This window comes from Xanthomonas sp. CFBP 8152 (genome assembly GCF_014199025.1).
Lineage (GTDB): Bacteria > Pseudomonadota > Gammaproteobacteria > Xanthomonadales > Xanthomonadaceae > Xanthomonas > Xanthomonas arboricola_B.
In genome coordinates, this window is record NZ_JACHNO010000004.1 from 284,149 (window position 1) to 307,084 (window position 22,936).

At 63.4% G+C, this 22,936-nt stretch carries 3 protein-coding genes (1 of these 3 cut by a window edge); all 3 read right to left on the reverse strand.

All coding sequences use genetic code 11. The annotated features are described in order from the left end of the window. Tightly spaced (each overlapping or abutting the next), the 3 genes in view from FHT09_RS16575 to FHT09_RS16585 form a layout consistent with a single transcriptional unit that may run on beyond the window. A protein-coding gene (locus tag FHT09_RS16575; protein ID WP_104606204.1) for a non-ribosomal peptide synthetase crosses the window boundary here: on the reverse strand, positions 1-3,349 show its 5' end (the start). 12,593 nt of this gene lie to the left of the window's left edge; the window shows 3,349 of its 15,942 coding nt (coding positions 1-3,349); the start codon lies at positions 3,347-3,349; the stop codon falls past the left edge of the window. Then, a complete protein-coding gene (locus tag FHT09_RS16580) occupies positions 3,346-22,056 on the reverse strand; it encodes an amino acid adenylation domain-containing protein (protein WP_343205072.1) in 18,711 nt (6,236 codons plus the stop codon). The genes FHT09_RS16575 and FHT09_RS16580 overlap by 4 nt, the downstream gene beginning before the upstream one ends. After that, positions 22,053-22,835: a Stf0 family sulfotransferase gene (locus FHT09_RS16585; protein ID WP_104606206.1), complete on the reverse strand. Its 783-nt coding sequence runs from the start codon at positions 22,833-22,835 to the stop codon at positions 22,053-22,055. Before FHT09_RS16585 ends, FHT09_RS16580 begins: the two co-directional genes overlap by 4 nt. Positions 22,836-22,936: the final 101 nt, after the last annotated feature.

Here is a 22,936-nt window from a genome sequence, read left to right on the forward strand (position 1 = left end):
CTACGCCATTGCGTAGATTCTCCCAGAACTGGCGATGATCGCGTGCCCCGGGCACATGGCAGGACATGCCGATGATGGCGACACAGTCGTCGATTCGATCGGGCATGGTGCCGCACGACTCCACTGCGGCAGCAGGCGTGGCGATGGCCGCCTGGACGGTATCACCGGCGCGGAACTCTGCGATGTGCCGGCTGATTCCTCGCACGCTGGCCAGCTTCAGCAATGCGGTCACGTCGAACGGCATGTCGAAGGCTTCGGCAACGCGACGCGCCACGCTCACTGCGAGAATGGAATCACCGCCCATGTCGAAGAAGCCTTCGTCCAATGCCACGTCCTGCACCCGCAACACCTCTCGCATGATCGAACGCACGGTCGACTCGATAGCAGGGGCATGTTCCATCGCGTGCTGCTCCTTCGTGTGGCTGTCCTGCCAACCTGCTGCCAGGGCGCGTCGATCCACCTTGCCGTTCGCGTTGGTCGGCAGCTGCGGGACCAGTGTGACCCGTGCTGGCTGCATGTAACCGGGCAGATGCTTGGCAAGATATGTCTTTACTGCTGCAGCATCCGCAATGCCGGCCAGCTGCGAAGGAACAATGAACGCCGCCAGTTGCTTGCGTTCGTCCAGCACCACAGCCGCACACTGCGCTACGCCCGGATGGGCTTGCAGTACCGTCTCGACTTCACCGAGCTCGACCCGCGAGCCGCGGATCTTCACCTGTGCATCGACACGTTGGACGAACTGCAGCTCGCCATCAGCGAGCTCGCGCACGCGATCGCCGGTGCGGTACAGGCGGCTTCCCGGCGGCCCCGACGGGTTGGCGATGAAGTTCTCTGCTGTCAGCCCCGGGCGGCGCAGATACCCCCGCGCCAACGCGATGCCCCCCACGAACAGTTCTCCCACCTGACCAGGCGCGATCGGCTGCAACGTCTCCGGATTCAGCACAACGGTGCTCGTGCCCCTGATGGCACGTCCAATGGACAGCGAGCCGGAGGGAAGAGACACGTCCGGATCGCTCGCCCCGCGCGTTGCATCACCGACGATGGGCGGTACAGGATCACAGGTCTTGAATGTCGCGCAGACCGTTGTCTCGGTCGGGCCGTATGCATTGACGAAGCGGCACCGTCTGCTCCAGCGCGCGGCGAGCGCGGGCGCGCATGCCTCGCCCGCCACGATGAGCAGGCGGAGTTCGGGCAGGTCCACCGATTCGAGCAACGTGAGTGCAGATGGCGGCAACGTGGCGACGTTAATGCGATGCTGTTGCATGAGCTCGGCGAGCTGTCCGCTGCGCTGCAGCGAGCCGCCAGGCGCCAGATGCAGCGTGGCACCGGCCTGCAAGGCCATTGCCATTTCCCAGACGGATGCGTCGAACGTCCAGGGAGCGAACTGCAGTACCCGCTCGCCTGCCGTCACCCCGAACGCCTCGGCCTGAGTAAGCGCCAGGTTCGCCAGGCCTGCGTGCGGCACTGCCACTGCCTTGGGCCTGCCGGTGGAGCCTGAGGTGTAGATGACATAGGCGAGTTGTCCCGGCACGACGACGGGCGCCACATGGCCAACGGCGGTGCCCGTGATCGCCTCGACGAGCACCAGATGCTCTACCGCACAGGGCAGTCGTTCACGTAGCTGCTCGCGTGTGACGATCGTCACGGGGGCCGCATCTTCGATCATGAAGCGTAGTCGCTCGGCCGGGAGTTCCGGATCGAGGGCCAGATAGGCGCCCCCGGCCTTCCATACCGCGAGCAAGGCGCAGACCGCATCGATCGACCGCTCCAGCAATACGCCGACGAGGGAGTCCGCAGCAACGCCAGCGCGCTGCAGGTGTTCGGCCAGGGAGTTCGATCGCGCGTCGAGTTCAGCGTAGCTGAGTTGCGCTGTCTCGTGCACTACAGCCGGCACCTGCGGATAGCGCTGGCACTGCACACCGATCGCCTCGTGCAGCGGGCACCAAGCGACCTGCTCGGGAAGAACCGCACCGTGATCGACGCTGCGCTCTGGCCTCAGCGCAGCGTCGATCGCGATGACGATCGAATGCAGCCAGCTCTCAGCCGTGTACTCAGCTACCTGGCTGGCGTCATGGTCGAAGTACAGGATATAGCCGCTTTCCTGCTCGGCAACTTTGAAGGCGAGCGCATACTCGCCCTCCTGGTACAGGCCTTCCACAGGCTCGAAGCGCACCCCTGCCCATTCCCTCCGTGTCGAGGGCAGCGCGAAGAAGCGGCGACTCTTGTACTCGAAAACCGTGTCGAACAGCTGGGAAGATCCATCGCCACGCTGATGCAGCGCACGCGCCACACGCTGGAACGGATAGTCCGCATGTGTCAGGACCTCGGTCAACCCGGCGTGGGTGCTGCGGAGACGATCATCCAGCGATGCGGCGAACTCGGACGTGGAGCGCACGGCGACGAGATTGACGAAGCAGCCCACCGTGTGGTCGAAGCCTTCGTGTCGACGGCGTTCGACCGCCATGCCGATCGTGATATCGCTTTTGCCGGAAACAGACCCAAGCAGCGCTTGATACATCGACAGGAAAAAGCTTGCCGGCGTGATGCGTAACCGTGCGCAGAGGCTACGGATCTTTTGCGTTGCATCAGCGTCCAGCGCATGCCGCAGCGTATGCGGGCGGCACGGATCCGCCGTGGCCAAACCCAAACCGAGTACCGGGGTGGCACCGTGCAGCTTTTGCTTCCAGAACTGCAGCGAGGCCGCACCAGCCTCGCTGGCGACAAAGTCGCGTTCCCATTGCACGAATGCACCAAAATCGAGCGCGCTCATCTGCGGCGCCGCCGTGGACAGACCTTTGGCCAACCGTTCGTAGGTGGCACACAAGGTCTGCATGAAGACAGCGACCGATCCGCCGTCGAAGGCGATGTGGTGAACGACAAGAAGCAGGTGCCAGACCTCGTCGGTGTGCGAGTACAGATCGGCCCGCATAAGCGGTCCTTCATCCAGTACGAACGGCTGTTGCAGCCGCACCGACATTGCCTCCATCAGCGATGCATCGTCCAGATGCACAGCCGCATGCCGTGTGAGCGACAGCGTATCGGGAGCCAGGGACCGCCGCTGCGGACGCCCGTCGCGCTCGACAATTGCCGATGCCAGCATCCGGTGGCTACGCATGACCTCGTACAACGCACCTTCGAGCGCTTTCTCGTCCAGCCGGCCTTGTAGTCGCAGGCAGAGCGGGATGTTGTAGGCGAATGACGTCGGCTTGGCCGATTGCAGCATCCAAAGGCCCTGCTGACCTTCGGAAAGCGGTTCATTGGCCACTTCGTGCTGGAGCAGCTGTCGGCGCAATTCATCGCGCGATATCTGTCCACGCTTGAATGCACTTAACAGCTCACGGACGGTCATCGCGCTGCTCCCCCTTCGATGAGTCTTTCCATGGCATCGATACCGAGTTCGCCGGCCTCGAATGCATCCAGCAGCGCATCGATCCCGTGGTGCGGATTGCTGGCGGCAACGACCGGGGCAGTCACCGGCGCAGGGACAGCGGCTAGCACCTCAGTGATGTAGACCACCAGCGCAGCGACCGTACTGTGGTCGAACACCTCTCGGCCAGACACCTTGATGGCGTAGCGATGCCCGATCTCGCGCATGAGCCGCATGCTCACCAGCGAGTCTGCGCCCAGCTCCTGCAGGTCGATCTCCGGCGTCAGCTCACCGGGATTGAGCACGAGCGCGCGTTCGAGGAAGTCGACGATGAAAGTCTGCAACTCATCGCCTGGTGAGGTGCTGGACACGGGCGGCGTCACCGCTGACACATGGGCGGCGGGATCCGGCGCGGCGTCGACCAGCCAATAGCGCTCGCGCGCGAACGGATAGGTCGGTAGCGGAATGCGACGCGCCTGCAGGCCGAACAGCGCAGCGAAATCGGGCGTCGCACCACGGACGAAGAGCTCGCCCAATGCGTCCAGCTGGGCGCGGCGCTCGCGCGGGTACGCGGCCGCCTCGATGCAGCGCTCCGCTTGCTTGGTCAACCCCTCGCGCTCACGTGTGCCCAACCGAGTTGACGCAGTGTCGGGTGAGGTTGCCAATGCCGTCTGCAGCGCCGATAGCGTCTCGGCGATATCGGCGGCAACGCAGGACCAACGGCAATCGAGGTGTTGCCGGCCCTGCAGCAGGGTGTGACTGAGCTGCATCGGGTCCAGATCCCGCCTCGCTTGCAGGTGATCGAACAGACGTTGCTGGCTGATTCGCAACTGGCGGGGGGTGCGTGCCGATAGCGCGATGGGCCATGCACGCCCGGTTGATCGGGAAACCGGGAATGCTGGTGCTTCTTCGATCACCAGGTGCGCGTTCGTTCCGCTGAGGCCGAAGGCACTGAGCACCGCCCGTCGTGGGCCGTGTTCGGGCGCTGGCCAGTCACGCAGCGTGGTGTTGACAAAGAACGGGCTATTGCTGAAATCGATATGCGGATTTGCCTTCCGATAATGCAGCGTGGGTGGCAACTGGCGATGCCGCAGTGATAGCAGTACCTTGAACAAGCCCGCCATTCCGGCCGCCTCGGCGGCGTGACCCATATTGCTCTTGACCGAGCCGATCGCGCAGTAACCGACACGGTCGGTGCGCTTGCGGAATGCCCGTGTCAACGCCTGGACTTCGATAGGGTCGCCGAGCACCGTCCCGGTACCGTGCGCCTCGGCCATCTGGACGTGCGAGACATCGATGTTGAAGCGCGCGTAGACACTGCACTCCAGTTGCTCTTGTGCTGATGCACTCGGCGCGGTCAGGCCGTTGCTGGTGCCATCCTGGTTGATCGCGCTGCCCTTGACGATACCCACGATGTGGTCGCCATCGGCCTGGGCTGCCGAGAGCCGCTTCAGTACGACAATGCCGACGCCGTCGGCGGGCACGAAGCCATTGGCCCGCTCGTCGAAAGTGAAGCAACGGCCATCCGGCGATAGCATGCCGGCACGGCTACCGATGGCATGGAAGCCATCGGTGCATTGCACATGCACACCTCCGGCAATGGCCAGCTCGATCTCATCCATCCACAATGCCTGGCACGCCAGATGGACAGCCACCAATCCGCTCGAACAAGCGGTGTCGATCGTCATCGCCGGCCCGTGCAGATCCAGGTGATAGGCAATACGCGATGACAACAGGGCTGTCGAGCTGCCATGCATGGCGGCGACCGGAAGTTCGCCGTCCAGCAGCTGGGTATAGTCTTCGCCACTGCATCCAATGTAGACACCGCAGTGACTGCCGGCGATGGCTTGGCCAGCGTAGCCCGCATTCTCCAGCGCCTTCCACGACTCCTCCAGGCAGAGGCGCTGCTGCGGGTCCATGTGCAACGCGTCGGCACGCGATATGCGGAAGAACAGTGGATCGAAATACTCGACATCGCGAATGTATCCGGCATGAGCGCAGCGCACGTCGTCGTCACCTTGCCGCGCCTGGCTCTGCCAGCGCGTGGCCGGCTCGACCAAATCATGCCCGGCAGCCAGATTCCGCCAGAGCTCATCGACATCGTCGGATTGCGGAAAGCGTCCGCTCATGCCGATGATGGCGATTGGTTCGCGCTGGATCGGTGCCATCCGTGCGACTGCCGGTTGCGGCGAGGTGGTAGTGGTTGACCCGGAAACACGGTCGACTGGGGCATGCCGTGCGGCAACGCGGTGACTGGCCAGGATATGCGCGGTGAGTTTGTCGACATTGGGATGGTCGAACAGGCAAGGCCCCGGCAGGCTGATGCCCAGACTCTGGTTGATCGCTCGAACGACCTTGAGACCGATGATGGAATCGAGCCCGAATTCGGCGAACATCGCCTGCTCGTCCAGCAAGGCCGGATCCAGCCCGAGGGCACGGCATACTTCGCTTGCGACCGTTGCCTGCACCGCCTCGCGCAAGGTCGGGTCGGTATCGTCTTGGCCAGTGCTGGCGGCATCTGCGTCCTGCTGAGCCTGCGGGATCCTGCGGACGCGGTCGCCATCGAGACCAATACGATCGACCAGGTTCACGCCTTCGACTGCCAGCGGCGCGTGCGTGCGCAGGAAGCCGAGTTGTTCGAACGGGCCGGAAAGCAGGACATCCAGCGCCCAGCCACCTGAAGCAGCATCGATGAAGTCGATCCCGATCTCGCGCAGCTCGTCCGATCGCCTCGGGTCGTCGATGGTCCAGTAGCCCCAGTTCATCACCCTGGCCCTCACTCCACGTAGCGACAGCGCACGCGCGAAAGCGTCCTGCCACGCGCAGGCTGCGGCGTAATGGCTTTGCTCGCGATTGCCGATGAACGACACCAGCGATGACAGAAAAATGATGCCATCGCGAAGGTCATTGGCAAAAACCTGAGCGAACGCCACAGCTGGGCGGACCTTGGCGCCGAATGCCTCATGCAGATCGCCCTGCGACAATGATCCGAGCGGCACCCTGGAAAAGTGGGTCGTCGCCACCAGCACCGCGTCGATCCGTTGGTGGCGCCCGAGCATCTGAGTTCGCAAACGACGCAGCGACTCCAGGTCTCCCGCATCGGCCTGGCAATACTGCAGACGTCGATCGCCACCGAAGCGCGAGAGTGCCTGCTGTATGTCCGCTTCCGGTCGCCGCCCTACCCAGACGACGGTGGCCAACCCGCGCAGCAGATACTCGGTAATGTGCTGTCCAACGTGGCCAGCACCTCCAACGAGGATGTAGACGCCCTCGCGGACGGACGTAGACCGTGGTCGATCCAGGTGCAGGGTGGTCAGCTGGCTGCGTAGCCAACGACCATGACGATGGGCATACACGCTTGTCCGGCCGACGACCGCGTGCAATGCCGCCAATACTCCGATGTGCGGCGTCTGGACAACGGGGAGATCGGCCACCACCACCGCTGCATGGCGATACTCTTTTGCAGCCGATCGTAGAAACCCGACCACCGCTGCGTGTGCTGGATCGGGACAATCGTCCGCCACCGCCGATTGGGATTGCCGCGTCACCGCAACGAGGGCGATAGCGGTACCGCACCGGCCGATCGCGTCCAGTTCCTGCAACAGCTCCAGGCACTGTGCGACCGCCGCGGTGTGCTCCTCTATCGGCGCATCGAACGCGGCCTGCAACGCATGGGGAATGAACCAGATCACCCGACTCACAGGCCGCTCGATCAAGCGGTGACGCAGGGACGCGCGATCACTCCACGCGACCGCTGCGACACCGCTAGGCGAGACGGCTTCTATCGTGTCCGGCAGTGCGTCGGTCACGCCGATGACCAGTACATCTGCATCGACTGGCAACGCGTCTGGCGCGGCGATGTTCTGCCACTCCGGCACCAGCAGGGTCGCATTGCCGGCGACAGCGTCCACGGGGAGAGCACTGGTCGCACCCTGCTCTCCTGCGGGCGCTGCACCGGCACGCCCGCGCAGCGCCACGACCGGCCAATATTCTTCTTCCGCGAACGGATACGTCGGCAACGACACACTGCGGGGCACGCCGTGGTACAGACAGGCCCAATCGAGCTCCGCCCCGCTCGACCAGGCTTCTAGCGCCACCTCGTGGGGACCTGCCTGCCAGCCGTCCGGCAACGTCGGCATCGCGCCACCGCCCATTCGCCGGCCGGCGTAAAGCTTGGAACGGCGCGGTTGCTCATGCACATACGCATGCAAGCTGTCGATCACCTGCGCCAAGGAGGTGGCCGCAAACGCGATTCGATATTCCATCGCTTCCCGACCCAATTGCAGCGTGGCAGCGACAGCGGACACGTCGGCATCGGTGAACGAGCCGCGCTTGAGGGCGACTTCGAGACGCTTTGCATATTCCATCAGCCGATCGGGCCGACGCGCCGAAACCACGATCAGCGCAGGCCAGCCCGAGGCACGAGACATCGCAATGGTCTGCGGTAGGGCTGGCGGAGCCTCCTGCACCACCAGGAAGGCGTTGGCCCCGCCAGCGCCGAACGAGGACACCGTAGCCGTGCGCGGAACTGCAGCGCCATCAGCCCGGCGTGGCCGCGTCCAAGGCGCGAGCTGCTGCTGCAGCACGAAGGGTGTACCAGCCAGATCGATGTTGGGATTGGGGTTGGTGCTATGCAGCGTCGGCACGAGTTCACCGTGCTTGAACTGCAGCAGCACCTTGGTCAGCCCGGCGATCCCTGCCGCGGCTTCCAGATGGCCGATATTCGACTTGACCGAACCCAGCGCACAGAACCCGAGTTCACGCGTGCTTGTAGCGAATGCCTGCGAGAGCCCTTCCACCTCGATGGGATCGCCCATCTCCGTTCCGGTGCCATGTGCTTCGACGTAGCTGATATCGCGCGCATCCAGGCCGGCCCGTGCCAGGGTCCGCTGCACCAGGTCGCGCTGGGCGCGTGGATTGGGCACGGTGTAGCCATGCGTGCGGCCGCCATGATTGATGCCCGAGGCCAGGATCACGCCATGGATCCTGTCGCCGTCGCGCTGGGCACGCGACAGCGGTTTGAGCAGCACAGTACCGACGCCTTCACCAGGTACAAAGCCCGTGGCGTTGGCACCGAAACTTCGACAATGCCCATCGGTGGACAGCATGCGCTGCGAACACAGACCCACATAGGTCGACGGATGCAAGTAGAGATTCACACCTCCAGCCAGCGCCATCTCGCATTCGTCGCGTAGCAGATGCTCACAGGCCTCGTGAATGGCGGTCAACGACGCCGAACACATCGTATCGATCGGAAGGCTGGGTCCATTCAGATCGAGCAGATAGGACACCCGGTTGGCCACCGAGCCGAAGCTGGTGTAAGGCGTTGCCGCGCTGCCGTGCTCGGCCAGATCCCGGGCATGCAGCTCGAAACCGGTCTTGGTGATGCCGACAAACACGCCGACACGCCCTCCATGCCTGCTGGCCAAGCTCCGACGCGTGTAGTTGCCGTCCTCCAAGGCTTCCCAGCACGCCTGCAGGAACAGCCGTTCCTGCGGGTCCATGTCGAGCGCTTCGGCCGGCGCGATAGAGAAGAACAGCGGATCGAAGTCGGCGAATCCTTCCAGGAATCCGCCCCACTTGCTGTAGCTCATCCTGCTGGCGATCGCCAGCTGCGGGTCTTCGCAGAAGAAGCCTTCCAATGGCCAGCGCTGCGCAGGAATATCACCGATGCAGTCGCGGCCAGTGCGCAGGTTTTCCCAGAATGCATCCAGACTGCGGGCCTGCGGATAGCGGCCGGCGAGCCCGATGATCGCGATTGGTTCGCCTGCATCGGCCGCGCTCCGTCGGATTACGGCAGGGTCGGCCGCAGCAACCGTCCTGTGAGGCACGGCAACGTCTTGGGCAGCGACGGCTGGCAGCAAGCTACCCACCCAGAGCGCGCAACTCTCGGCATGTTCGGCTGCCAGGAAGTCGCCGATCGCCTTCAACGAGTTGAACTGGTAGAACAGCGTCTTCGGCAAGCCGGGAAAGGTGGCCGTCAGGCGCTGGTTGAGCTGGGCGATCATGATCGAATCGATACTGAACGTCTCCAGCGCCGCGGTGCCGTCGACACGCGCGGGATCGATCTTGGACACCTCGCTAAAGACCTCGATCAGCCGTCGCAGTGTCAAGCTGGCGAGATCCGGCGAAACGTCTATCCGCTGCATGCGGGCTACGTCAGGCTTGCGTTCGGCGATTGCGGCAAACAGCGCAGCCATGTCGGCGCGTTCTCCGGCTAGCACACTCACGCACGACTCTCCGCTCTGCCAAGCACGACGAAGTGCATCCATGGCATCGACGGTGCCAAGCGGCGCCAGGCCAGCCTGTGCGAGTTCCGCCTCGGCCTGAGCGGACAGGCGCATGCCGCCATCGCGCCAGTATGGCCAATCGATGCAGAGTGTCCTGCCCTGACGCAGTCCAAGAGCGACCCGTGCAGCGCGGGCCGTGGCAAAAGAGCGCATGAAGGCATTCGCAGCGGCGTAGTCGCACTGTCCAGCGCTGCCGAGTGCGCCGCCGATCGAACCGAAGCAGATCAGGAAGTCCAACGGAGCAGAGCCATGGCAGGCATCCAGGTGCTCGAGTCCGGCCACCTTCGGCGCCAGCACGTCCTGCAGTTGCTCAGCGCGCTTGCGCGCAAGATATCCGTCGTCCAGTACGCCGGCCGCATGCAGGATGCCATCGATACCGCCGTACCGATCGGTCATCTCGCCCAACACTGCCTGCACGGCGGCACGGTCGCTGACATCGGCGCGGCGGTACTCCACGTGCAATCCCGCCGTACACAACGCTGCCACCTGTGCAGCAAGCGCTGGCGACGCCTCGCTGCGACCGACCAGAACCAAGGTGCCGGTTCGCAGTGTCGCGGCCATTTCCCGAGCCAGAAGCAGCCCGAGTCGACCGCCACCGCCGGTAATCAGATAGCGACCGGCATTGCGCCAGGGCCAAGGCGCTGGCTGCGCTCCGTTGGGCACCGGAACGAACCGACGGATCAGCGGCTCTGCATGCGTGCAACGTAATTCGCGCATGTCAAAGGGTTCGCACTCGATCAACTGCAATGCGGCCTCGGTGGTTGCATCCGCCGCAAGATGAAGGAGTTGTACTTCAAGTCTGTCGTACTCGCGCTTGGCGCTGAGCAACAGCGACACCAGCGCGCCGCAGACGCGCCCTTCGTCATCGCCCGGCAGCACCAGCTGGATCATTGCCGGCGCCATCGACGCCGCTTCGCGCACCAGGTCGAGCAAGGACGATGCGTAGGTCGTGAATCGTGTGCCGATGCTGTCGCCTGTCCGTGGCCACACCCGCACCGCAACGTCGGTGCGGGTGTGGATGACATCGGCAAACGGGGTGGAAGGAGAAACATCGCAAAACACGACAAACCGGGGGTGATCCCAGGTCATGCGCGGCGCCGCCGAGTGCTCCCAGCGCTCGGCAAACAACGCCACCTTCAGCGGCTGTGTCGAGGCCACAGCGGGCTCCATCGCGGGGGTATCCAGCCAGAAACGTGTTTTGTTGAAAGGATAAAGGGGTGCGTTGATCCTGAGCGGTGGCGTGGTGCCATAGAGCGAACGCCAGTCGAACGGAAATCCGCTGACCCATAACGAAGCCAGCATGTCCTGCTGCCCCTGCGCGACCCACCGTGCCAGCGCTGATGCCAACTCTGCACTCGCCGGGTCGTTGTGCGCACGCGGCGAGGACGGGCTCGCATGACCGCAGTAAACGCCGGCCGCAGCGGACTCGCCGTCCAGGTAGCAGCGCAATCGGGTCTGCAGCAGATCGCTATCGCCTGCGACGATCGCAATGCGATACGGCATTTCCTTGCGGCCCACTTGCAAGGTATAGGCAAGACTGCGCAAGGACAGCGTTGGCCGATGCTGGACGAAACTCGCCAGCTGTTGCGCGAGCACGCGCAGGCATTGCGGATCGTGTGCAGAAAGCGGAAACAGCCATGGCCCGATCGCTTCCTTGTCTTGGTCCTGCGCGTGTCGCGCGATGCATGCCTCCAGGATCGCATGCGCATTGCTGCCTCCCACGCCCATCGCACTGACCGCCGCACGATGCGGTGCCGGTCCCTGCAGTCGGCGCCGGGCATCGACAACGAAGAACGGAGACTGCTCCAGCTTCAAAGCAGGATTGGGCGAAACGAAATGCAGCGAGGCCGGGATCTCACCATACGACAGACTGAGCGCCACCTTGATGCAACCGGCCAGTCCTGCCGCCGTGTCGAGATGGCCGATGTTGGTCTTGACCGAGCCGATGCCGCAGTACTGCCGTCGTCCTGTACGGGCACCATAGGCCTGTGAGAGTGCGGCGATCTCGATCGGATCGCCGAGCGGCGTGCCGGTACCGTGCGCCTCGACATAACTGATCGACTCCGGGTCGATACCGCTGACGGCCAGCGCACGGTCCACCACGTCACGCTGACCCGCCACGCCGGGAGCGTAGAAGCCAGCGCTGTTGCCTCCGTCGTTATTGGTCGCCGTGGCACGTAGCACTGCGTAAATGGGATCTCCATCGGCAATCGCGTCGTGTGCGCGCTTCAGCAACAGCACCGCTACACCCTCGCCGCCGACGGCACCATCGGCAGCGGCATCGAAGGCGCGCAGATGGCCGTCGCTGGAGAAATTCATGCCCTCCTGGTGCACGTAACCGGTGCCTTCGAAGCTGGCCACACGCGCCGCTGCGACGAGGGCGAATGGCCATTCGCCCTCCAGCAGTCGCCGGTGCGCCAGGTCCAACGCACTCAATGAGGAGGAACAGTTGGAATGCACGAACAAGCTTGGTCCCACCAAGCCGAGCTTGTTGGAGATCACCGCGGGCAGCGTGCCGTTCTGGGCCATGATCCAACCCACATACTGCTCGATGCTCTGCGCCGATGCGGAGGCCGAGGCCAAGAGATGTGCGTGGTAGGCGCTGGTGCTGGCGGTGGCGAACACCGCCGTGCGGGCTACCTCGTCGATGCGATAGCCGGCATCCTCGATCGCGCGCCATGAATGCATCAGCAGCAGGCGTAGCTGTGGGTCCATCAGCTGCGCATCGCGCTCCGAGACGTTGAAGAACGCCGCGTCGAACACATCGCGATCGTGCAGCTGGGAACGTACCGGGACGTACTTAGGATCGGCCAGGACATGCGCGGGAATGCCGAGTTGGCGCAATTCACCATCCGGGACGCGCTCGATGCTCTCTTTTCCGGCCAGCAGGTTATGCCAGAACTCCTCGGCATTGCTGGCACCCGGGAAAGCGCAGGACATGCCGATGATGGCGACACTGTCGGCGTAATACGCCGGTACGTCTGTCGGTGCTGAAACAGCACGGGGCGTGGGTGCACGCTCAACGGGCGCTGGTCCAGTGGCCGTATCGGTCAGCGATTCCAGATGACGGGCAAGGCGGGCAATGGACCCGAATTCGAAGATCGCGGTGACCTCGAAACCAGGATGGAGTTCTGCAGCGATTCGCTCTGCAACGACAATCGCCTGCAGCGACGTTCCGCCCTGTTCGAAGAAGCCATCGTCAGGGCGAAGGTCGCGCCGGCCGAGCACGGCCTGCCAGATGAGCAGCAGGCGTTGTGTGATGGTATCTGCCGCAGAGGCCTTCACCTGCACTGGGGCTGGATCAGCCAAGGCACCGACCCCTGCACGGTCGATCTTTCCGTTCGCCGTCAGCGGCAATGCGGGTACATCGACATACGCCACAGGAATCATGTGGTCGGGCAGATGCGCGCGGAGGTAGTCCATCAGTTCGCGACGGCCCGGCGTTTGTCCCGGTGCGGGCACATAGGCTGCGACGAGTTGGGGCTCGGCATCCTGGCGTATCGCGCAGGCGCATAGATCCACGCCCGGGTGCCTGGCCAGTGCGGCTTCGACGTCGCCCAGTTCGATGCGAAAGCCCCGTAGCTTGACCTGTGCATCCCGACGCCCCAGGTATTGCAGGCATCCATCGGCCAGCCAGCGCGCCCGATCACCGGTCTGGTAAACGACCCGACCAACCGCGAACGGATCGGCGACAAAGCGCTGCGCGGTCAGAGCGGGCTGCTTCCAGTACCCGCGTGATACGCCGTGACCACCGATATACAGATCGCCCTCCACACCGATCGGCACCGGTTGCATCGCCGCATCCAGGACATAGGTGCAGGTGTTGGCGATCGGTCTGCCGATGGTGATCGGACCCGTTGGCGTGATCGGTCCTGTAGTGGACCAGATCGTCGTCTCGGTCGGTCCATACATATTCCATGCGATGCCGTCCTTGGCAAGACGATCACGCAAGGCATCCGGAAGCGCTTCGCCGCCGCACAGGGCTTGCATGTCGCCCTGATTGCGCCAGCCAGCGCGATACAGCATCTGCCAGGTGGCCGGCGTGGCCTGCATGATTGTCGGCCCGACCTCGTGTATGGCCTGCATCAGGCGTCGCGCATCGCGCGCCTGCGCCGACGTACAGATATGCGTCCTGGCACCGCGTAGCAACGGCATCAGCAGTTCCAGCCCGGCAATATCGAAGCTGTATGGTGTGACCGCAAGCAGTCGGTCGCCATGGCCCACGGCGAACTGATCTGCCATCGCACCGAGCAGGTTCAGCAGCCCACGATCGGTAATCACGCAGCCTTTGGGCCGCCCGGTGCTTCCCGAGGTGTAGATGATGTACGCAACGCTATCGGCAGAACGTGTGACCGGGTCCGCCTGCCCGGACCTGGCCGACAGCAGATCCGGATCGTCGATGAAGAGCAGACGATCGCTCGCGATACAGGAGGCCATTGGCGCGACGCTCGCGCGATCGGTCAGGATGCAACACACCTCGCTGTCCTGCACCATGTAGTCGAGGCGATGCTGCGGATAAGCCGGATCCAGCGGCACATAGGCGGCTCCGGACTTGAGCACTGCCAGCATCGCCACGACGAGCTCCACCGAACGCTCGACGCAGATGCCGACCCGGCAACCTGTGCGTGCCCCCGAGTGTTGCAGTCGCTCGGCCATCAGCGCACTGTCCCGATCAAGCTCGGCATATGTCAGCGAACGCTTGGCGCAGCTCACCGCGATGGTCTGCGGCCGGCACCGTGCATGGTGTCCGATCAGCTCGGGAATCGACTGGGCGAGCAGGCCTGCGCGTGCAGTGGCGTTCCATGTCTGGAGCAGACGTTTGCGCTCGACCTCGCCGAGCAGCGGTAGTCGACTGACCCGCGTCATTGGATCTGCAAGCGCTCCCGCAAGCAGGCAAAGTAGATGATCGCCCCAGCGCTCGACTGTGGCAGCATCGAAGACATCGGTGGCGTACTCGTACTGGCACGACAGGCCATCTGCCGATTCCTCGACGTACAACGACAGATCGTACTTGGCATAGTTCCAGGGACCATCCACGCACTGCCATGCGGACGAAGGCCCGCTCTGGGGAGACGGCTGGTTCTGGAGCGAGAAAAACACCTGTACCAGCGGCTGTCTGGCCAGGTCGCGGGGTGGTTGCAGCTCATCGACCAGGTGCTCGAACGGCATTGCCTGGTGATCGTAGGCGTCCAATGTCACGACGCGGGCACGCGCCAGCAGCGCGTCGAACGATGGATCATCCGTCAGGTCCAACCTCAGGACGATGGTGTTCAACAAGGGCCCGACCACATCGACCAGACCCGGTTCCATGCGCGTGGCGATGGGCGAGCCGATCAGCACGTCTTGGCGGCCGCTCAACCTGGTCAACAGGACGTTGAAGGCCGCGAGCATCGTCATGTACAAGGTGACGCCGCGCGCTGCGCTCAGCGTCGACAGCCCGCGATGCAAGTCCGCCGATAGGGTGAAGCGGTGGAGCGCGCCGCGGTACGACTGTGACGGCGGGCGTGGGCGGTCGGCCGGCAGTTCGAAAACCATCGGCGCGCCTGCCAACTGTTCCAGCCAGTAGCGCTTGTGCGCATCCAACGCATGCCCGTCGCTACGCTCCCGTTGCCAGGCGCTGTAGTCGGCATACTGCAGCAGCGGTTCCGGCAGTGGTGTGTCACGATGGTCGGCGAAGGCTGTGTAAAGAAGGCGCAGCTCCTTCACCAGCAGTGCGATCGACCAGCCATCTGCGGCAATATGGTGCGTCGCCAGACAGAGCAGCCAGATCTGGTCCGCGCACTGCAGCAAGCGCGCGCGTAGCAGAAGGTCCTTGCTCAAGTCGAAGCGGCGTTCTATGTGCGCCCGCTGCAGGTCCATGCACGCATCGGCACAGATTGCCTCAGTCACTGCGCGAAGATCGTGGATCTCCAGCTCGACGCCCTGCGGCGGCTGTATGACGCAGTGGGGACCTTCGGTATCGCAAACGAAGATGGTCCGCAGCACCTCGTGCCGGCGCACGAGCTCTGACAACGCCCGCTGCAGGGCCAGGGTGTCGAGCCTGCCCTGCTGGCGCAAGGTGATCGGCATGTTGTAGGCGCCACCGGCCAAGCCCAGCCGGTCAAGCATCCATAGACTCTGCTGGGCGCTGGACAACGACATCCGGTCTGAACGCGCAACCCGCCCCAGCACTGCCACTGACGGAAGCACCCCCGCACCCGACGCGACCACCTTGGCCAACTGTTCCAAGGTGTCGGCAGCGAAGAAGTCGCGTACGGAAAGATCCACGTGCATCGCCTCGCGAATCCGTCCCACGGCGCGAGTGGCAAGCAGGGAATGTCCGCCCAGACGGAAGAAGCTGTCTTCCACGCTCGGTGGCGAACATCCCAGGACCTCGACCCAGATCGCGGCCAGTTGCCGTTCGCTCGGCGTTCGCGCAGCCGTGTGTGTCTGCGCCGTGGAGACCGCCACCGCCGGCGGCAAGGCAGCCTGATCGATCTTTCCACTGGATGTCAGCGGAAACTGCTCCAGCACGACCAGCGTGGAAGGCACCATGTAGGTCGGCAGACGAACGCGTGCGGCGGCCAGCAATGCCTCTGGCGAGACGGCACCTGGAACGGTGGCGACCACGTAAGCGATCAGTCGCCGGCTGTCGAGTTCTCCCTGAGCCAGTACCAAGGCTTGACCGACGCTACCCTCCTGGAGCAATGCCGCCTCCACGTCGCCCGGTTCTATGCGGTAGCCGCGCACTTTCAGTTGGCGGTCGAGACGTCCAAGGAATTCCAGGCTGCCATCCGGGCGTAACCGTCCACGGTCGCCGGTCCGGTACATGCGCGAACCGGGATCGGCGAAAGGATCTGCGAGGAAGCGCTCGGCCGTGAGTGCCGGCCTGCCATTGTAGCCCCGCGCCACTCCGGTCCCACCGATGTAGATCTCGCCCGCAATTCCCGCCGGCACACGCTGCAGCGCGTCGTCGAGTACGTAAACGCGCACATGCGCCAGCGGCTTGCCGATCGGAGGGTTGCGAGGATCTGCCGGATCGCAGACGTGAAGGGTTGCGCAGACAGTCGCCTCGGTCGGACCATAGGCGTTGATGAAGCGCACTGTCGTTGGCCAACACCGCACGATGGACGCCGCGCAGGCTTCGCCGGCGACCACCAGCGTTTCCAGCTTCGTCGCGGCACCAGCCTGCACAAGCCCGGGAATCGCGCTGGGTGGCAACGTCACATGGGTGATCGCGCGTGCCTGCAGGGTGGCAGCAAGGGTGTCGCCGGCCAGGATGTCCATTCGGCCAGGCAGGCATAGGCAGGCACCGCTGCACAAGGCGGTGAACACTTCCGAGACCGAGGCATCAAAGCCCAGCGTGGCGAACTGCAGGAGCCGGCTGGCCGAGGTGATGGCGAATGTTTCGATTTGTGCGACGACCAGATCGCGCAGTCCACGGTGCTCGATCAACACACCTTTGGGTCTGCCAGTCGAGCCGGAGGTGTAGATGACATAGGCGAGGTCATCGACGGAGGGTTCGGCACATACGGCTTGCAGTTCTGTTGCCTCCGCGGTCACCGCCGCCGTGGCGATGGACTGGAACGCGACGGCAGTCGCCCGCTCCGGCAACTGTGCAAGCATCGACGCATCCACCAGTACCAGACGTGGACAAGCGTCCCCGAGCAGACCTCGCAGCCGCTCTTTGGGGGATCCCGCATTGATCGGAAGATACGCCGCTCCGGCTTTGATCACGGCGAGCATCGCCACGAACGTATCGACGTCGCCATTGCTGATCACCGCGACGATATCGCCGGGGCCGATGCCGTTTCGACGCAGCCACAGCGCCCAAGCATTGGCGCGCGCGTTCAGCTCGGCATAGCTGAGGCAAAGAGAGGGCGATTCGATCGCTGGTGCATGCGGGGTGAGCGCGGCCTGGGCCTGGAACAAATCACTGACACTGCGGCGCGGCGCAGACGCGGCCCCCGGCGGGAGCACAGGTGTTTCGCCTGTCAGGGGCAGACGCGAAACCCTCAGAACGGGACGCTCCATTGCCGCCTGCAGCAACGTGCTGTACATCTGTGCCACATCCGCGATGGTGGTCGCATCGAATAGATCGGTGGCGTATTCGATCTCAGCAACCAGGCGGCTTCCGACCTCGATGACGTTCAAGGTCAGGTCGTACTTGGAGGTCGCGCTGGGCAGGGCGATGGGCTCGACGCGTGCGTTACCGAAGCGCAACTCGCCGGGGGGCGTGTTCTGCAGCGCGAAGATCACCTGCACGATCGGCTGACGCGAGAGGTTACGGGTTGGCCTTAGCTCGGCCACCACCTTCTCGAACGGCGCATCCTGGTGGGCATACGCAGCAAGCGCGGTTTCCTTGGCGCGTACAAGGATCTCGCGAAAGCTGGCATATGGATCGATATGTACGCGCAGCGCCAGCGTATTGATGAACAAACCGATGAGTTGCTCGGTTTCCTGGCGGGTGCGGCCGGCGGTCGGCGTGCCGACCACAATGTCTGAGCTGTCGCTCCAGCGCGCAAGCAGGATCTGAAACGCCGCGAGCAGCACCATGAAGGGGGTGACGTCTTCCTCGCGGGCGAAGCCGGGCAGGCGGCGCGAAACCGCGGACGGCAGCGTGAACCGATACATGCCGCCACGAAAACTGGCCACGGCCGGACGCGGCCGGTCCGTGGGCAACGCCAGCAGATCCGGAGCATCGGCCAGTTGCCGCTTCCAGTAATCCAGTTGTTGGCAGACGCGTGCTTCTGTCAGCCACCGACGCTGCCACACGGCGTAATCGGCGTACTGCAGCGCAGGCGCAGGCAACGGCGGAGTGTCCGGGTGGGTGCGGACGCGGTAAAGCGCGCTGAGCTCGCGAAACATCACCGTATGCGACCAACCATCCGCGGCAAGATGGTGCGCGGCCAGGATCAGCACATGTTCGCTGTCGTGAATGCACAGCAAGCGTGCACGGAACAGTGGGCCACGTTGGAGATCGGTCTGGTGGCCTGCCTCGCTGGCCAGCAGGTCGGCAACGCGTGCCTGCACCTGTACAGTGTCCAGGCAGCTGAGATCGTGGACGACCAGAGGGTCTTGCGAGCCGGCATCGATCACCTGCCGCGGCTCCTGGTCTTCGACGACGAACCGAGTGCGCAACATCTCGTGACGTTGCACAAGCTCGGCGACCGCGCCTCGCAGCGCCTGCACATCCAGTGCTCCATGGATCCGGAAAGCCAATGGCACGTGGTAGGCGGCGCCCACCAGGCCAAGCTGTTCGAGAAACCAGAGCCGCTCTTGCGGGAACGAAAGCGGGATGTGCTCCCAGCCAAGACGTGGCCTTAGCGGCGCCTCCGGCTCCTGCAAGGGCGCATCCAAATGCTGTTCCACCTCGGTCTCGAGCCCGGAGATGGTCGGATATTCGAAGATCGCTCGCAACGGAACATCGATCGCCAGCTGGCTGCGCAGCTGAGTGACGATACGCATCGCCAACAGCGAGTTGCCACCGAGCTCGAAGAAGCTATCGTGCAGCCCTACCCGATCCAGGCGCAAGACATCGGCGAAGATTCCAGCCAGGGTTCGCTGCAATGGCGTATGAGGTTCGGCGTAGTCGGCCACATCGGGCCGCTCGTCGGGCGCGGGCAGACGTTGCTTATCCGCCTTACCATTGGCGGTGAGCGGTAGCGCCGGCAACAGGATGGTCGCCGACGGCAGCATGTGCTCAGGAAGCGAGCTGCGCAGGTGCTCGCGCAGCTCGCGCAGGAGCGTTTGCTGAAAGGCGCCGGCCAACGGATCGTTGGTGTAGTGCGATAAATCAGCCGCTAGCGTCGTCGCTACTGCACTAGGATGCAAGGCGGTCACGGTGGCGCGACGGTCGATGAGATCCGCTGACAGGTACCCGGCCACTGTCTGCGACCAGGTGAGTATCACATCGTAGCCATGGCGTTCTCCCAGTTGCCACAGTGCTTCCGGCTCCAGCGCAGGCACATGCAGCTTTCCGACCTGCTCACGCAGCTCGCGCACAGACAGGGTGTCGCTGCAGCTGCGCAGACATATCAGCGTGGCCAACGCGATCGCAAGCCGAGCATTGGGCATGTCGGTCAACCGCACGCATGCCGGCTTGTGCTGGGAAAAATACCCGTCGAGCTCCTGCAGCGGATCGTTGCCTTGCGGCCGCCACACTTCCGGGAGGGGGATTGCTTGCTCAGCGGCTCCCACTTCTAGCCATACGTCATATCGGTATTGGTTGAGTTCGTTCTGCGCATCGCCACGCTTGAGCAGGATTTCGACATGGGTGATCGTAGGCAACCAGTGCGGCAAGGCTCGAAAGAAGTCGGGCGCAACCAGGAGTTCCTTTTCCTGCCAGATGCTACGGTCGATCGCTAGGCGCAGTTGCGCCACTGGCATATCGTCGTTGGCCCGTGCCAACTGTACGGACGCATGAAAGGCCTCAAGCAGGTCGTAGTTGCGTACGTCGCCAATGAAGATCCGTCCCCCCGCCTTCACCCGCTCGACCGCCTGTCGTAGCACCTCCAGCAGGTAGTCGGTGCCGGGGAAGTACTGGATGACCGAGTTCAATACGATCGTATCGAAGCCGTCCGGCAACCCTGCAAACTCGATCGCCGGCTGCACATGGACGCTGACATGCTGCAGACTATCGGCCGAGTGTATCCACTCTCTCAGGCGTGATATCGCCGCTGACGAGAGATCGGTACCGACGTAGCATTGGCAATGGGGCGCAAGCTGCTCCAGCACGAGGCCCAATCCGCATCCGATTTCCAACAACCGCTGCGGATGCCGTGCCAGGATCCTGCTCGCCGTTGCCTGCAGCCACTGCCGCATGTCCTGTTCTGGAATGGGTGCGCCGGTGTAGCTGCTTAGCCAGCCGGTAAAACTGGGCGCGCACTGCGTACCGACAGGTTGGTAGGTCTGTTGGTAGAGCGCCTGCCATTGCTCGACGCTCTCGTCGGCGCACGACGCGATCTCGGATGCCGAGGCGGACGAGCCGACGACATAAGCAATCAGAGCGCTCTGCTGATCATCGCTTTGCTTGACCGTCACGACCGCTTGTCGAACGGCTGGATGCCGCAGCAGAGCAGCCTCGATTTCCCCAAGCTCGATCCGGAAGCCGCGCAGCTTGATTTGCTGATCGGTGCGACCAAGATATTCGATCTCGCCGTCTGGGGTGCGTCTGGCCACATCGCCACTGCGATACAACCGCTCCCCCACAGCGAAGGGACTGGCGATGAAGCGAGACGCAGTCAACGAGCTGCGGTTGAGATAGCCCCACGCCAAACCGGCGCCGGCGACGTAAAGTTCACCTGGGGTACCGTCTTCGACCGGTCGCAGTGATTCGTCGAGGATATGGATTGCAAGGTGCGGTAGCGCCTGCCCTAGGAGGCTTGCAGACTGCTGCTGTGCGTCTACGTCCACCACACGCCGCAGGGTGACATGCACCGTCGTTTCGGTGATGCCGTACATGTTCACCAGCTCCGGGGTGGTATCGCCGTGCCGCTCTATCCAGCGACGTAGACCACTGAATCTTAGCGCTTCGCCACCGAAAATGACCAGCCGCAGATGTAATGCCAGACGTCGGAACTCGTCGACCGCCATAAACTGCGAAAATGCAGAAGGCGTCTGGTTGAGGACAGTGACGCACTCTTGGCTGACGAGATCGTAGAAAGCCTCGGCATTGCGGTTGACGTTGCTGGGGACGATGACCAGCCGGCCGCCATGTAACAAGGCTCCCCACATCTCCCATACCGAAAAGTCGAACGCATAAGAGTGAAACAGCGTCCAGACATCCTGCGGACCGAAGCCGAAGCGCACCCGGGATGCATCGAACAAGGCCGCCACGTTGGACTGTGGCACTAATACCGCTTTAGGCTGGCCGGTCGATCCGGAGGTGTAGATCACGTAGGCCAACGCACCTTGCGAAAATGCTCGGGGTGAGCCGGCCATTGCGCTCGACGTTGCGCTTCCGGCGTCACGGTCCAGTCGCACGACGGTGCGGCCCTTCAACTCTGGCTCATCGCACAGGTCCGGCTCGGCCAACAGCAGGCTTGCACCGCTATCGTCCAGCATGAATGCAATGCGCGCAGCAGGCGTCCCTGGGTCGATGGGTAAATACGCAGCGCCAGTTCGGAGAACGGCGAGCACGCTGCTGATCAGCAGTGGCGATCGTTCAATGCACAGTCCGACGATGCAACCTGGTCCTGCGCCTAGCTCCTGGAACCTACACGCGAGCCGCCAGGCGCGCTCCTGTAGGTCGCGATAGGTGACATGGATGCTGCCCCATGTCAGCGCAATCGCATCGGGTGCGCATTCGACTTGCGCCATGAAGCGGTCCAGCAACGATGACCCAAGGCCGTCGGGATCAGCAGGACCGCTCACTGGGGCATTACGACTGCATGTCGCTAAGTCCGTAGGGGTTGTCACGCATACATCTCACGATAACGCATCACCCATTCTTCGGAGATTTCATCGGACTGGCGCCGATGCCGGGTTGGTGCGATGGCTCCGCATTGCGCCGACAGCCCTAGGAAATTCAACACCGAGTGCAATGTGGATTCATAGTTCGCTGCGAGATCTTCATAGTCGATCGTCAACGGCTGGAGCCTGTATCGCTTGAAGAATGAACGCCAAGCGTCGTCGCCACTTTGTAACCAATCGGCAAGACGTCGGATCGCCGCGGAGTCGAAGTCCTCGACGTTGATCGGCTTTATCGGGTCATTAGAGCCCTCCACACGGACGAACTCGCTGGTCTTGAGGGCCTTGAACAGCGACACAGCCTGCTCGATGCGATCGGAACGGCGTAACCAGATATAAGAAAGGCGCGGAAAAGCTCGACTGAACAAAACATGGGGGGATGCCAGACGATCGTTAAAGCTAGCCTGGAGTAGCTCCACTGCGTTATGGAAGTCGGAAAATGGCCGCTGAAAGTGAATTTTTACGCCGAACACACCGTTGTCGGTGGTGCCTGCATCGATAATTTGACGCAGCGTCTGATCTGCGGGATGTGCCTCCCGATGCGCCTGTAGGAGCGCCTGGTAGCGTGCAGGGTCCATGTCGAAAATCTGCGCTTGTGGCAGACGCACAGGGGGCGCGAAATACTCTTCGGGCCGGCCCGCCATATTCGTCTGACGTAATCCGCTTGCGAGTAGCGTACTTCCGCTGCGCATCGTGGTGCAGATGATGTAAGACTGCCTGTTCCGCATCCTTGAGAACTCCTAGTGTCACGGAATTTCGGACCGTGCCGTTACGACTTCAACTTTCGCTCTTTCAGAGGCTTGGGTTGCTCACGAAAAGGCATCTCTCT